The 14,451-nt window shown below is 61.1% G+C and carries 12 protein-coding genes; 7 read left to right on the top strand and 5 right to left on the bottom strand.

Annotation, left to right across the window (positions count from 1 at the left end):
• Nucleotides 1–111: 111 nt before the first annotated feature.
• On the top strand, nucleotides 112–1,611 hold the full coding sequence (gene amn, locus ACYZTY_RS24615) for an AMP nucleosidase (RefSeq protein ID WP_461955841.1): 1,500 nt from the start codon (nucleotides 112–114) through the stop codon (nucleotides 1,609–1,611).
• A 68-nt stretch (nucleotides 1,612–1,679) separates the two neighbouring features.
• Nucleotides 1,680–2,315 (top strand): pseudouridine synthase, encoded by a 636-nt coding sequence (locus ACYZTY_RS24610; RefSeq protein WP_461955840.1) that lies wholly within the window; start codon nucleotides 1,680–1,682, stop codon nucleotides 2,313–2,315.
• Here the strand turns inward: ACYZTY_RS24610 and ACYZTY_RS24605 are convergent.
• Together ACYZTY_RS24605 and ACYZTY_RS24600 are read right to left on the bottom strand one after the other, a co-directional pair.
• The gene (locus ACYZTY_RS24605; RefSeq protein WP_109635094.1) at nucleotides 2,310–2,519 is read right to left on the bottom strand and encodes a DUF2788 domain-containing protein; all 210 of its coding nucleotides are present in this window, start codon (nucleotides 2,517–2,519) and stop codon (nucleotides 2,310–2,312) included. The genes ACYZTY_RS24610 and ACYZTY_RS24605 overlap by 6 nt on opposite strands.
• A gap of 189 nt (nucleotides 2,520–2,708) precedes the next feature.
• Nucleotides 2,709–3,188 (bottom strand): Lrp/AsnC family transcriptional regulator, encoded by a 480-nt coding sequence (locus tag ACYZTY_RS24600; RefSeq protein WP_007894448.1) that lies wholly within the window; start codon nucleotides 3,186–3,188, stop codon nucleotides 2,709–2,711.
• 435 nt (nucleotides 3,189–3,623) lie between these two features.
• On the opposite strand from ACYZTY_RS24600, the gene ACYZTY_RS24595 reads away from it, so the two are divergent.
• Nucleotides 3,624–4,646, top strand: a complete 1,023-nt coding sequence (locus ACYZTY_RS24595; RefSeq protein ID WP_461955839.1) for a DUF6515 family protein — start codon at nucleotides 3,624–3,626, stop codon at nucleotides 4,644–4,646.
• On the opposite strand, the gene ACYZTY_RS24590 is transcribed toward ACYZTY_RS24595, so the two are convergent.
• Both ACYZTY_RS24590 and ACYZTY_RS24585 read right to left on the bottom strand, forming a co-directional pair.
• Nucleotides 4,631–5,536: a cation diffusion facilitator family transporter gene (locus tag ACYZTY_RS24590; RefSeq protein ID WP_461955838.1), complete on the bottom strand. Its 906-nt coding sequence runs from the start codon at nucleotides 5,534–5,536 to the stop codon at nucleotides 4,631–4,633. The two genes, ACYZTY_RS24595 and ACYZTY_RS24590, sit on opposite strands and share 16 nt — an antisense overlap.
• Nucleotides 5,537–5,565: 29 nt before the next feature.
• Nucleotides 5,566–5,985: a polyribonucleotide nucleotidyltransferase gene (locus tag ACYZTY_RS24585; RefSeq protein ID WP_438661373.1), complete on the bottom strand. Its 420-nt coding sequence runs from the start codon at nucleotides 5,983–5,985 to the stop codon at nucleotides 5,566–5,568.
• Between the two features lie 363 nt (nucleotides 5,986–6,348).
• On the opposite strand from ACYZTY_RS24585, the gene hrpB reads away from it, so the two are divergent.
• The gene (hrpB, locus tag ACYZTY_RS24580) at nucleotides 6,349–8,865 is read left to right on the top strand and encodes an ATP-dependent helicase HrpB (RefSeq protein WP_461955837.1); all 2,517 of its coding nucleotides are present in this window, start codon (nucleotides 6,349–6,351) and stop codon (nucleotides 8,863–8,865) included.
• A gap of 171 nt (nucleotides 8,866–9,036) precedes the next feature.
• Here the strand turns inward: hrpB and ACYZTY_RS24575 are convergent, their stop codons facing one another.
• Nucleotides 9,037–9,957 (bottom strand): LysR substrate-binding domain-containing protein, encoded by a 921-nt coding sequence (locus ACYZTY_RS24575; protein WP_461959397.1) that lies wholly within the window; start codon nucleotides 9,955–9,957, stop codon nucleotides 9,037–9,039.
• A gap of 226 nt (nucleotides 9,958–10,183) precedes the next feature.
• Between ACYZTY_RS24575 and ACYZTY_RS24570 the strand changes: the two genes are divergently transcribed.
• The 3 genes from ACYZTY_RS24570 to ACYZTY_RS24560 all read left to right on the top strand — a co-directional run bounded on the left by ACYZTY_RS24570 (nucleotide 10,184) and on the right by ACYZTY_RS24560 (nucleotide 14,449).
• A complete protein-coding gene (locus tag ACYZTY_RS24570) occupies nucleotides 10,184–11,674 on the top strand; it encodes an aldehyde dehydrogenase (protein ID WP_461959396.1) in 1,491 nt (496 codons plus the stop codon).
• A gap of 21 nt (nucleotides 11,675–11,695) precedes the next feature.
• Entirely contained in the window at nucleotides 11,696–13,066 is a 1,371-nt protein-coding gene (locus ACYZTY_RS24565) for an aspartate aminotransferase family protein (protein WP_461955836.1), read from the top strand.
• A 396-nt stretch (nucleotides 13,067–13,462) separates the two neighbouring features.
• A complete protein-coding gene (locus ACYZTY_RS24560) occupies nucleotides 13,463–14,449 on the top strand; it encodes an ABC transporter substrate-binding protein (RefSeq protein ID WP_461955835.1) in 987 nt (328 codons plus the stop codon).
• Nucleotides 14,450–14,451: the final 2 nt, after the last annotated feature.

The following is a 14,451-nucleotide window of genomic DNA, read 5'->3' as shown; positions in this document are numbered from 1 at the left end:
TAACACACCGCTATCGTCGGAACGCCGCCCGGAGCCGGCTCACTCCTACAGGTGTTCTCTGTACACATAGACAACACACCACTGTTCCCGTGAAGCGACGATGCAGGCAAGATGAAGCTCTGCAAGTCAGAACACAGGATGCTGATCGTGACCGAAGCTTTTATTGTCGTTCAAACCGCCGAGCAAGCCGTGGACCGGCTTGCGCTCTTGCACAATCGTGCAACCACTGCGCTGAACCAGGCGCTCAAGCGTTATCTCAAGGATCGAGTTGAACCGGACGCGGAACAGCGTGCGATGTTTCGTTATCCCGAACTGCGTCTGACCTACCACTGCCAGGGCGAAGTCCCGCAGACCACGCGCGCCTATGCCAAGGTTCAGCTGCCCGGAACCTACAGCGTCACCGTCACCCATCCGGCGGCCTTCCGTAAATACCTGCTGGAACAACTCGTGCCGTTGATGCACGACTTCACCGTAACCGTGGAAGTCGGCATCAGCCAGCAAAACATTCCTTATCCGTACGTGGTCGAGCAGGGCGATGAGCTGGCCGGCTCCGGCGTCACCGCGGCCGTGCTGGCGCGGGTGTTCCCGAGCACCGACCTGTCAGCCGCGACCGACGGCATCGCCGATGGTCTGTACGATTGGGAAAACACCGATCCACTGCCACTGGCCCTGTTCGATGCCGCGCGGGTGGATTTCTCGCTGCGCCGTCTGGTGCATTACACCGGCAGCGACTGGCGTCATGTGCAGCCGTGGATTCTGCTGACCAACTACCATCGCTATGTCGACCAGTTCATCGTCCATGGCCTGGAACAGTTGCGCAGCGATCCGCGTTTCGTGCGCATGGTGTTGCCGGGCAACGTGATCATCGAAAAAAGCATGGACCACGGCGAAGCCTCGGCCATTGCTGCCGGAGTGGTGTGGCACCGCTATCAAATGCCGGCCTATCACCTGATCGCCACCGATGGCCATGGCGTGACCCTGGTGAATATCGGCGTCGGCCCGTCCAACGCCAAGAACATCACCGACCATTTGGCGGTGCTGCGTCCACATTGCTGGTTGATGATCGGCCACTGCGGTGGCTTGCGTCAGTCGCAGACCATTGGTGATTACGTTTTGGCTCACGCTTATATGCGCCGCGACGGGATTCTCGATCGCGTAGTGCCGCCAAACATTCCGATCCCGGCCCTGGCCGAAGTGCAGATGGCCTTGCAGCAAGCGGCGGCCAACATCACCGGCGAGAAGGGCGACGAGCTGAAGAAACGCCTGCGCACCGGCACCGTACTGACTTACGACGACCGTAACTGGGAGTTGCGCTGGGCTCAGGAGCGTCCGCTGATCAACTTGTCCCGCGCCGTGGCGGTGGACATGGAAAGCGGCACCATCGCAGCGCAAGGCTATCGCTTGCGGGTGCCGTACGGCACGTTGCTCTGCGTTTCGGACAAACCGCTGCACAGCGAAATCAAGCTGCCGGGTTCGGCCAACGCCTTCTATGAGCGCGCGGTCAGCCAGCACTTGAAGATCGGCATCGAGGCGGTGGATCTGTTGCGCACCGAACTCAACTCGCTGCACTCACGCAAACTGCGCAGCTTCGACGAGCCGCCGTTCCGCTAACAGTCATGGCCATTTAGCGGTCGGGGCACTAGCATTAGCAGCCCTGACCGTTAGATGTTCCTTTTCCCATGTCGCGTCCTCAACGTCCCGTTTCTCGCCGCCCTGGCGCGAACAACCCGCCATCAGCCCCGCGCCGTGTCGCCAAAGCGCCACCGGCCGAGCCGAAGCTGATTCTGTTCAACAAACCGTTCGATGTGCTGACGCAGTTCAGTGACGGAGAAGGGCGGGCGACGCTCAAGGATTACATCGAGATTCCGGGGATCTACCCGGCAGGACGGCTGGACCGTGACAGTGAAGGTTTGCTGCTGCTGACCAACGATGGCCAGCTTCAAGCGCGAATCGCCGACCCGAAACACAAACTGGCGAAGACCTACTGGGTGCAAGTGGAGGGCGAGCCGAGCGCTGAGCAGTTGCAGCGTTTGCGTGAGGGCGTCGAACTGAATGACGGCATGACCTTGCCCGCCGAAGCGCGGCAGCTTGAGGAACCCGAACTGTGGCCACGCAACCCGCCGGTGCGCTTTCGCAAAAGCGTGCCGACCAGTTGGCTTGAGCTGGTGATTCGCGAGGGGCGCAACCGTCAGGTGCGGCGCATGACGGCGGCGGTCGGCTTGCCGACGTTGCGTCTGGTACGGGTCAGAATCGGCGACTGGACGATCGAAGGGCTCGATCAGGGCCAGTGGAAGGAAGTGCCGGCGCGCTTATAACGCGCCGGATTCGATCAGGCCGATCACCACGCTTTTGATCACGAACGCGGCCACGCCCAAGCCCAGTACGGAGAACAGGATGACCGAGCCAAAGCGTCCGGCCTTGGATTTCTTCGCCAGATCCCAGACGATGAAACCCATGAAAATGATCAGGATGCTGACCAGTCCAGTCATCATCCACTCTTCGAATACTGCAGGATCCATTGAATATCTCCAGCGCGGGCGGGGCTAAAACGCGCTGGAGTATACGTCACGTAGTATTCGCGCAGTATTGACCTGCGGCAGTGTGTCGCAGCTATTCGTCGCCTGTAACGGCCCCTTCGCGGGCAAGCCTCGCTCCTACAGGTTTTGCTCGAGCCCTTGTAGGAGCGAGGCTTGCCCGCGAAGGCGTCCTCAGCTACGCAAATGAGTCAACGGCAGCTCAGTACTGTTCAACACCTGGTTCAACACAAAACTCGACCGCACACTCGTCACCCCTTCAATCCGGGTCAAATGTCCCAGCAGCAGTTTCTGGTAGTGATCCATGTCCGGCACCACCACCTTGAGCTGATAATCCGCATCCATCCCCGTGACCAGACTGCATTCCAGTACCTGCGGCAACGTGCGAATGGCGGCTTCAAAGTTCTCGAAACGCTCCGGCGTGTGTCGGTCCATGCCGATCAGCACGTAAGCCGTGAGGCTCAAGCCGAGCATCTTGCGGTCCAGCAGCGCCACCTGGCGGGTGATGTAGCCGTCGTCTTCCAGTTGCTTGACCCGGCGCGAGCAAGGCGACGGCGACAGGCCGATGCGTTCGGCCAGCTCCTGGTTGGAGATGCGCGCGTCACGCTGCAACTCCGCCAAAATGCTCAAGTCGTATCGGTCGAGTTTGCTCATCAATCAGGCCTTTGTCATAACTATTGCGGCAGATTATCTATCCAGGGTTAAAAATTGCGCAAGTGATGTTTAATTGAGCAATCTTCGCAATCCTCTGTCGGCGCGTCCGGCCTATTCTTATCACCAGAATCACTGCTCGGACAAACAGTCCACAGCCGCTCGCCGAATCAGGCCGGCGGCGGCCGCCACCCCCACAGGGGATGTGCCGGCCCCCGAGCTACACACTGTCCAGAAGACGGCGTGAGGTGAGCCGACGTCATAAGCGTCGAGCACGGACGAAGTTCTCAAAGGGAGGCCGACGGGTCTCCCTTTTCTTTTGCCCGGAATTTGTCGGCCACCCTCAATAAATAAGTTGCGCGACTGATAACCTGTTGCAGAACCGCCCTGTACTTTCCCAGTCTTACGTACAGGCCCTAACCCGCAGTGAGGAAAAGCATGAAGTCGCGCATCTGGCGTTTGGCCGGTGTTGGTTTGCTGTGTGTGAGTGTCACTGCGCAATCGCTGGCCGATGATCAGCAAAACCGTGGCCCCGATGACGGGCAGCGTGGATCGGACGGCCGTCAGGGCAACAATCAGGGGCATGGCGGCAATAATCAGCCGCGCCCGCAGAACAACGACATCATTCGTGGCGACAACAGCCGCCAGTTCGAGCAAAACGGCCAGAATCAGAACAACGGCCAATGGCAGAACCGTCAGCAGCCCAACTACAACAATCCTGTTCGCTCACCGCCGCCACCGCCGCAGCTACCGGCCAATGACCTGCCGATCCAGAGTCGCCCCGACGCCGTGCGCCAGACCCAGCAGCCGCAACGTGGTTACTATCAGGACGTTCCGAGACGCAACGATTACAACCAGCACTGGCAGAACAACGGTCCGCGTCCCGATGATCGCCGTTGGGCCGGTCGTCCGGACGGGCACGGTAATGGCTGGGGCCCCGGCCCGCAGTATCGCCCGGGTCATGTGATCGACCGCTTCCCGGACCGCGACTACCGCGTGCCTTATGGTGGTCGGGATTATTTCTTTTCCGGCGGCTACTGGTATCGCCCGCAAGGCCCGCGTTATGTGGTGGTTCAACCGCCTCGGGGAATTAGGGTCAGCTACTTGCCCGATTACGCGCGTGAGGTGTGGATCGGCGGGACGCTGCTGTTCCTGGCGGCCGGTTCGTATTACGCCTATCAGGAAAGCTCTCAGGATTACGTGGTGGTCGAGCCGCCGATGCAGTCGCAACCGCAGCCGCAACCGGTCAGCAACAGTTACGACGTGGAGGCCTATCCGGCCAACGGCCAGTCGCCGGAGCAGGTCACCCGGGACGGTTACGAGTGCTATCAATACGCGGTGCAGCAGAGTGGCTTCAATCCGCGGACGGCCACCTACCAGCCAGACCCCTCAGTGGTGCAAGCTTACCGACAGGCCCAGGGTAATTGCCTGAGCAGTCGCGGTTATCAGGTTTCCTTCTGAGTCCTTGCCGCCAGTACTACTTCCTGCGGGTCGGCGTGCACCAGCACTTCGGCTCGCGGGTAAGCGGCGTGAATCGCATCGGCGGCTTGATCGCTGATGCCATGGGCGACTGACAGGGTCAGGTCTCCCGGCAATTCCAGATGCAACTGCACGAACCACTGGCTGCCGGAAATTCGCGTGCGCAGGTCATGCGCACCCAGCACCCCCGGTACGCCGCAGGCCAGTTCGAGCATGTGCTGGCTCACGTCCGGTGGCAGCTCCTCATCCATCAACACCGTAAAACTCTCCCGGGCGATCTGAATTGCGCTCCAGAAAATGTACGCAGCGATTCCCAGCCCGAACCAAGGGTCGACCTGATGCCAGCCCAACCCGGCCAACACCAGCGCCACCAGAATGCTGCCATTGAGCAGCATGTCCGAGCGGTAGTGCAGGGAGTCGGCGCGCACCGCGTTCGAGCCGGTGGCCTTGACCACCCGATGTTGCAACATCAGCAACGCCAGGGTCAGCGCCAGGGAGAAGACAATCACCCCGATGCTGATCCACGGCGCTCCCACCGGTTCCGGATGTTTCAGCCGCTCGATCGCCTGCAGGGCAATCAACACCGCACTGCCACCAATGAACAGCGCTTGAGCCATGCCCGCCAGCGACTCGGCCTTGCCATGCCCATAACGGTGATCGTCATCGGCCGGGCGCAAGGCGTAATGCACCGCCAGCAAGTTGAGCAGTGACGTGACGCCGTCGAGCGCCGAGTCGGTGAGCCCGGCGAGCATGCTCACCGAGCCGCTCAACCACCAGGCGATGGCTTTGGCGACGATCAGCGTACACGCCACCGCCACCGAGGCACGGGTCGCCAGCCGCAGCAGGCGGGCGTGTTCGGAGCTGGAAATCATAGGTGCGGCTATTCCTTTACATGCACGGGTTACGCGGCAGGTTGCAGGCCGAACATGGCCAGTTGCTGGGCGCTGCCCTTGTGTTGAATCAGGCGTGGGTCGTCCAGCGGGAAGCTGCGGCCCAGTTCGGTTTCGAGAATGGTCTGCAACTTATGGTTATCGACCTTGCCGTCGGCGCCGATCGCTTCCTTGAGTTTTTCCGGGGCCACCTGGGCCGTGCGGCCAGGCTCGAAGTAAATCGCACCGGTGGCGAAGTCCACGGCAAACGCGATCAGGCCGGGGATGATGTAGAACAGCAGACCCACGGCATCCAGCGCCGCGATGGCCGGGTCGATCTTGCCGTCAATCTGCCCACGGCGATCAGGGTAGAAAATCGATCCGCAAGCGGTCACTTGGGTGAGCAGGGTGGCGACCAAAACACCGCCAATCAGGCGAAAGGGAACACGCATAGGAAATCTCCTGAGTCATCTGGTAAACGAAGCGTCGTCTATATGAATTAGGACCGCGACGAACGCCGAGCAGTTCGCCGTTATACTCGCGGCGGCAGGGCGTGCCCACAGTAAATTGCGGCCGCGTCTCACCCCTTCCTGGAATAGTTGAGTACTGAAGTTGTTTTTTCCAGATCAACCACGTGTAACGGCTGATAAATTTTATCGGGGTTCGGCCCTACGGGCTGAAGCTGTGGACGCGCCATGCTGCGTTGCGAGACTTGGTAAGGAAACGACCCTTACCAGCGTCCCGCGCCTTGCCTGGCACGCCCACAACTTCAACGCGACTCGCAATTTACTGTGGGCACGCCCTGTGGAGCCAGCATGATTTCTCTGCCGATTGATGAAGTTTTACCCGCCCTGCGTGAAGCCTTGGCTACACGCCACGAAGCCGTGCTCGAAGCACCGCCCGGTGCCGGTAAAACCACCCGTGTTCCGCTGGCCTTGCTCAACGAGCCGTGGCTGGCCGGGCAGACCATTCTGATGCTTGAACCGCGCCGTTTGGCGGCGCGGGCGGCGGCGGAGCGGCTGGCCAGTGAGCTGGGGGAGCAGGTCGGTGAAACGGTTGGTTATCGCATTCGACTCGACAGCAAAGTCGGCCCCAACACCCGTATCGAAGTGGTCACCGAAGGCATTCTCACCCGCCGCTTGCAGGATGATCCTGCACTTGAAGGCGTTGGCCTGCTGATCTTCGACGAGTTCCACGAGCGCAGTCTCGACGCGGACCTGGCCTTGGCCCTGAGCCTGAATGGCCGCGAGCTGTTTCGCGACGATCAACCGCTGAAAATCCTTTTGATGTCGGCAACCCTGGAGGGCGAACGCCTTGCCGGGTTGCTCGATGATGCGCCGATTCTGCGCAGTGAAGGCCGCATGTACCCGGTAACAATGCGCTGGGGCCGGCCATTCCAGCCCGGTGAGTTCATCGAGCCGCGTCTGGTGCAGACGATTCTCGAAGCGTTGAATGATGAGACTGGCAGCGTGCTGGTGTTCCTGCCGGGGCAGGCGGAAATCCGGCGTGTTCATCAGCAGGTGGCGGATGCGTTGGGCGAGAGCACACAGGTTTTGCTTTGCCCGTTGCACGGTGAACTGGACTTGTCTGCTCAACGCGCCGCCATCGATCCGGCCCCGGCGGGCAAACGCAAAGTGGTGCTGGCGACCAACATCGCCGAGACCAGCCTGACCATCAACGGCGTGCGCGTGGTGATCGATGCCGGGTTGGCGCGGGTGCCGCGTTTTGATCCCGGCAGCGGCATGACCCGGCTCGATACACAGCGAATTTCCAAAGCCAGTGCCACTCAACGCGCGGGTCGGGCAGGGCGTCTGGAACCGGGCGTGTGTTATCGGTTGTGGTCACAGGATCAGCACGAGCAACTGGCGGCCTATGCCAGCGCGGAAATTCTCTCGGCCGATCTCGCCGGTCTGGCCTTGCAGCTCGGACGATGGGGCGTGACACCGACGCAACTGGTGTGGCTCGACGTACCGCCCGTGGCGGCTTATGCACAGGCTCAGGATCTGCTTGATCGCCTGGGCGCGCTGGACGGCGAAGCGCTGACCCGTCACGGTCAGGCCATGGCTGAACTGCCGGCCCATCCGCGCATCGCGCATTTGTTGTTGAGCGGGCAGGCGCTCGGTTTGGCCGACATGGCTTGCGATGTCGCGGCATTGCTTGGCGAGCGGGATATCTTGCGTGGCGCCGGAGCGGATCTGCACAGCCGATTGGTGTTGTTGTCCGGTGAAGAACGGGCCGCTCGTGGTGCTCAGGGCGGCGTGCAACGCGCCCGGCAACTGGCGCGGCAGTATCGCGGTTACTTGCGTGGCAAAGCGTCGGAGCCGGTCAGCGATCCCGATCATCCGCGCTGGCTTGGCGCCTTGTTGGCGTTGGCCTATCCCGACCGCGTCGCCCAGCAACGTCGGGCCGGTGGCGCTGAATATCGGCTGGCCAACGGCCGTGCGGCGTTGTTTGCTGAAGCGGACAGTTTGATGAAGCAATCGTGGTTGGTGATTGCTGATCTGGGCAGCCGTCAGGGCCAGCGTGAGGAACGGATTTACCTGGCGACGGATTTCGATCCGGCGCTGTTCGATTCGGTGTTGGCCGAGCAAGTGCGCGTGGTCGATCAACTGGATTGGGATGAGCGCGAAGGCGTGTTGCGTGCCGAACGTCAGCGCAAGGTCGGTGAATTGATCCTCAGCCGTGAACCGTTGACGGGCCTCGACGAAACCGCGCGCAGTCAGGCGCTGGTCAATCTGGTGCGCCGCAAGGGGCTGGAGCTGTTGCCGTGGACCCCGGAGCTGCGTCAGTGGCAGGCGCGGGTGGCGTTGTTGCGCCAGCTGGACCTTGGCAGCAAGGGCGAAAGTGAATGGCCGGATGTCAGCGACGCCGCGTTGCTTAAAAGCCTTGAGCACTGGTTGATGCCATATCTGGGGAAAGTCTCGCGGCTCAGTCATTTCGCCAATCTGGACCTGTCGAGCATCGTCCACAATCTGCTGCCATGGCCGCTGCCGCAACGCCTGGATGAACTGGCGCCGCACCATCTGAGCGTGCCATCGGGTTCTTCTATTCGTCTGGATTACAGCGAGCAACCGCCGATTCTGGCCGTGCGTTTACAGGAGCTGTTCGGCCTGGCCGAAACCCCGCGCATCGCCGGGGGCCGGCAAGTGGTGAAGCTGCATCTACTGTCCCCGGCACGGCGGCCGGTGCAGGTGACTCAGGACCTGGCGAACTTCTGGCGCAGCACGTATGCCGAGGTGAAGAAGGATTTGAAGGGGCGGTACCCGAAGCATTACTGGCCGGATGATCCGTTGGTGGCTGAGGCGACTGCGCGGATCAAACCGCGTAAGTAATCTCTGGGGCCGAACACAAAACCTGTGGCGAGGGAGCTTGCTCCCGTTGGGTCGCGAAGCGGCCCCATCATCCGCCACCCAGGTGTGTCAAATACAACGCTTACAATGGTTATGCGACTGCTGCGCAGCCGAACGGGAGCAAGCTCCCTCGCCACAGAGGACTCACCTGACTCAGGTTCTTGTCGTGGCCTTTGCAGTGAGCTGCTCCCGACAATAATCCGCAAACAACTGCGCCGGCTTGGTCAGTTGCCCACGCTTGAGCCACGCTGCCACCAATCCAGATCCAGTGACATCTTCGATGATGTCCACGCACACCACCTTCTTGCCATCGTAGGTGCATTCCGAATGCGGCCGCGTCACCAGGATCGAGAAGCCAAACCCTTGTCCAACCATCCCCCGCACCATCTCGATCGACGGTGAGCTGAAGGCAATGTTCGGCGACAGGTTCAGCTCTTCGAACAGGCTGACGAAGTAGGTCCGGCTCGGTTGTACGTCCAGGAGAATCATCGGCTCCAGGCACAGGTCTCGCAGTGACACTTGCTTGAGCTGGGCAAAGCGGTGATCCGCCGGCAGCAGCGCATAAGGCCGCTGCGCCGGCATCAGCGGTTCGGTTTCGATGGTGGCGTCGAGGTCGTGCTCATAGAGGATCGCCAGGTCGAAGGTGCCCGAGGTGAGGCCTTGCACCAGCTCTTGCTGCTCGCCGTCGCGGATGCGGATTTTCACCCCCGGGTACAGCGCCGAGAACCCGGCAATCAACTGCGGCAGGTACAGCGGGGCGACCGTTTCGAAGCAGCCGATATCGATTTGCCCGGCCACCACGTCATTGTCGGCCAGGGCGTTCTGTTCGAACTCCTTGGCCATGCGCAGCAGTTCCTGGGCCTTGCGATAGAAGCGCGCGCCGCTCGGCGTCAGGGACACGCCCTGGGCGTGATGACGGATCAGCAGTTGCACGCCGAAGCTGTCTTCCAGGCCTTTAATCGCGGTGGAGATCGCCGGTTGGGCGATGTACAGCTTGCGCGAGGCCTCGGCGACGCTGCCGCATTCGACGGTGGTGATGAAGTACTTCAATTGACGCAGGTTGTAGGCAGCCACGGCAAACCTCGGGGTGGATGGACTCGACATCCAGGCAATTTTTGCGCCGACTGCATCCGTTCTGACGACGGTGTTGTTGTGTTTGAACAATAACCACATACCGCGCCACCGGGGAGATTGGCTGCCCAGTTTTTTCATGGTCTGCGAAGACATTTTTACTATTTTTACTGGACTCGGGCCTGGGCCACCATCCAAAACACAAGAAAAGCCCATGGAGCATCTGAACGTGTTCGAGCTTGCATATTGGCAAAACAAAGCCGTCTCGCTGCGGTTTCCCGATCAGGCCGTGATCGACGGCAACCCCCGTTCGGCGCAGTCGGGGCAGACTTTCACGGCGATCAACCCCGCCACCGGCCAGCGCCTGGCTAACGTGACCGCTTGCGGTGATGAAGACGTGGACGCGGCGGTACACAATGCGCGGCAAGTGTTCGAGGCCGGCACCTGGTCGGCGCGTTCACCGAGCGAGCGCAAGCAAGTGCTGCTGCGTCTGGCCGATCTGATCATGACCCACCGCGAAGAACTGGCGCTGCTCGATTCGCTGAACATGGGCAAACCGGTGATGGACGCTTACAACATCGACGTGCCGGGCGCCGCCGGGGTGTTTCGCTGGTACGCCGAAAGCCTCGACAAACTCTACGACCAAATCGCCCCGAGCGCACAGAACGTGCTGGCGACCATCACCCGCGAAGCGCTGGGCGTGGTCGCCGCCGTGGTGCCATGGAATTTCCCGCTGGACATGGCCGCGTGGAAACTCGCACCCGCGTTGGCGGCCGGCAATTCGGTGATCCTCAAACCCGCCGAGCAATCACCGTTCTCCGCCTTGCGTCTGGCCGAACTGGCGCTGGAAGCCGGCCTGCCACCGGGTGTGCTGAACGTGCTGCCGGGCCTCGGTGAACAGACCGGCAAAGCCCTCGGTTTGCACCCGGACGTCGATTGCCTGGTGTTCACCGGCTCGACCGAAGTCGGCAAATATTTCATGCAGTATTCGGCGCAATCGAACCTGAAACAGGTGTGGCTGGAGTGCGGCGGCAAGAGCGCTAATCTGGTGTTCGCCGATTGCCAGGACCTGGATCTGGCCGCCGAGAAAGCCGCGTTCGGCATCTTCTTCAATCAGGGCGAAGTCTGTTCGGCCAACTCGCGGTTGCTGGTGCAGCGTTCGATCCATGATGAGTTCGTCGAGCGCCTCAAAGAGCAAGCCGAGCGCTGGCAGCCGGGTGATCCGCTGGACCCGTCGAGCAGCGCCGGGGCGATTGTCGACAGCCGCCAGACCGCGCGCATCATGAAGTTTATCCAGCAGGCAGATCGCCAGGGCGCGACCAAGGTGTGTGGTGGTCGGCAGTCGATCTTCAACGGTTCCGACAATTTCATTCAGCCGACGATTTTTACCGGCGTGAGCCCGGACATGCCGCTGTTTCGCGATGAAGTGTTCGGCCCGGTGCTGGCGGTCACGGCGTTCGATGATGAGGCCCACGCTTTGCAGCTGGCCAACGACAGCGTCTACGGTTTGGCCGCGTCGCTGTGGACCGACGACCTCAACCGCGCCCACCGCGTGGCGCGGCAATTGCGAGCCGGCACGGTGTCGGTCAACAGCGTCGATGCGCTCGACGTGACCGTGCCTTTCGGCGGCGGCAAGCAGTCCGGTTTCGGTCGCGACCTGTCGTTGCACTCATTCGATAAATACACCCAGTTGAAGACCACCTGGTTTCAGCTGCGCTAATAACAAAACGGAGAACTGGCGATGACCACACCACGTGAAACCCGCGACTACCAGGCCGCCGACGCTGCGCACCACATCCACGCATTCGTCGATCAGAAAGCGCTCAACGACGAAGGACCCCGGGTGATGGTCCGTGGCGAGCGCCTGCACCTGTGGGACAACGATGGTCGGCGTTACCTCGACGGCATGTCCGGGCTGTGGTGCACCAACCTCGGTTACGGCCGCAAGGACCTGGCGGCAGCGGCGACCCGACAGCTGGAGCAATTGCCGTACTACAACATGTTTTTCCACACCACCCACCCGCAGGTGATCGAACTCTCTGAGCTGCTGTTCAGCCTGTTGCCGGGGCACTACAGCCACGCGATCTACACCAACTCCGGCTCCGAAGCCAACGAGGTGCTGATCCGCACTGTGCGTCGTTACTGGACGATCCTCGGCAAGCCCGAGAAGAAAATCATGATCGGCCGCTGGAACGGATACCACGGCTCGACCCTGGCGGCGACGGCGCTCGGCGGCATGAAATTCATGCATGAAATGGGCGGCATGATCCCCGACATCGAACACATCGATGAGCCGTACTTTTTCGCCCACGAGGGCAACCTGACCCCGGCCGAATTCGGTTTGCGGGCGGCGCAGCAACTGGAAGCGAAGATTCTCGAACTGGGCGCGGACAAGGTCGCCGGGTTCATCGCCGAGCCGTTTCAGGGCGCGGGCGGGATGATCTTCCCGCCAGAGAGTTACTGGCCGGAAATTCAGCGGATCTGCCGCAAGTACGATGTGCTGCTGTGCGCCGACGAAGTGATCGGCGGCTTCGGTCGTACCGGCGAATGGTTCGCTCACGAGCACTTCGGTTTCGAGCCGGACACCCTGTCGATCGCCAAGGGTTTGACCTCCGGTTACATCCCCATGGGCGGCTTGATCTTGTCGAAGAAAATGGCTCAGGTGCTGGTGGAGCAGGGCGGGGTATTTGCCCACGGCCTGACCTATTCCGGGCACCCGGTGGCCGCGGCGGTGGCCATCGCCAACCTCAAGGCGTTGCGCGATGAAGGGGTGGTGACGCGGGTCAAGGATGACATCGGGCCGTACCTGCAACAGTGCTTGCGTGAGGTGTTCGGCAATCACCCGTTGGTGGGTGATATTCAGGGTGTCGGCATGGTGGCGGCGTTGCAGTTGGCCGAGGACAAAAGCAGTCGCAAGCGCTTTGCCAACGAGAACGACATTGCCTGGCGTTGCCGCACGATCGGCTTTGAGGAAGGGGTGATCATTCGCTCGACGCTGGGGCGGATGATCATGGCGCCGGCGTTGATTGCCACTCGGGAAGAGGTTGATGAGCTTGTTGGCAAAACCCTGAAAGCAGTGGATCGTACGGCTCAGGAATACGGCCGGCTTTGATTTTGTAGCGCTCTGCGGTCCTCTTCGCGGGCAAGCCTCGCTCCTACTAGGTTATGTGTCGTGCCCAATTCAGAGGCCGATATAAGCCCTGTAGGAGCGAGGCTTGCCCGCGAAAGCTATAGCCGACTCAACCCATTTTCAACCTTTTGCACCCACCCCGTGCACCCCCCGCCAATCCCGCCCTTTTACGGCGCACGCTACCCAGTTTTTTCATCACTCCCAACGACATATTTCCTGATTTTCCTATTCCCGGTCCTGGTCCAACATCGACCTCGCCAGTCAGCCGAACGCTGCCCACAAAAAGGTCCATCAGAGGCCACCCGTGGCAGCGCTTATCCAAGGCCACTGGCCGTACTGCCCATGACAAAACTAAATCAACAGCTTTGGGAGTGCTCCATGATCAAGTCCTTGCTTACCCGCGTCGCTCATCCACTGGCGGTCACCGCCATCGCCGCGACGGTCGCCACCAGCGCCCAGGCCGGCACCCTGTCCATCGGTCACACCACGTGGGTCGGTTACGGCACGCTCTACCTGGCCCAGGACCTGGGCTACTTCAAGGAAGGTGGTTTGACCGTCGAATTGCCCGTCGTCGAAGAGGCTTCGATGTACATGGCCGCCCAGGCGTCGGGCGAGTTGTCGGGCTCGGCGTCGACCATCGACGAAGTGCTCAAGTACCGTCCGCAATTCTGTTTCAAAGCCGTCGCCGCACTCGATGACAGCCATGGTGGCGACGGCGTGCTCGTGGGCAAGGACGTCAAAAGTTTGCAGGAGCTCAAAGGCAAAGCCGTGGCGGTGAACGAAGGGTCGACCTCGCAGTTCTGGCTCTCTTATCTGCTGAAAAAACACGGCATGAGCATGAGCGACATCACCGTGCAGAACATGACGGCTGACGACGCCGCCACCGCGTTCATCGCCGGTCGTGTGCCGGCCGCCGTAACTTGGGAGCCGCACCTGTCGATGGTTCGCAACAAGCAGCAAGGCAAAGTGCTGATCGACAGCAGCAGTACCCCAGGGGTGATTGTCGACGTGGTCGCGCTCAACTGCACGGTCATCGAGAAACAACCGGAAGACGTCAAGGCATTGGTCGCCGGTCTCTACAAAGCGGTGCAGTACACCAAGGACCATCCGGAAGAAGCCTACAAAATCATGGCCAAGGGCGTCGGCGGTTACCTCGCCGATCCGAAGGAGCTGGCCGCCGCCGCGAAAGGCGTGCGCTTCTACGATCAGGCCATGAGTGAAAAACTCCTCGGCTCGCCGGGCAAACCGGGCGACAGCGAACGGCTGATCAAACTGGCCAACGAAACCGCCAGCGAATTGCAGGGCAAACCCTACAACGTCAGCAATGACGACCTGATCGACAACCGCTTCGTCAGCCCGCTGTAGGA

It is taken from the genome of Pseudomonas sp. LB1P83, assembly GCF_054897885.1.
This window is presented reverse-complemented; position numbering and strand designations above follow the sequence as displayed.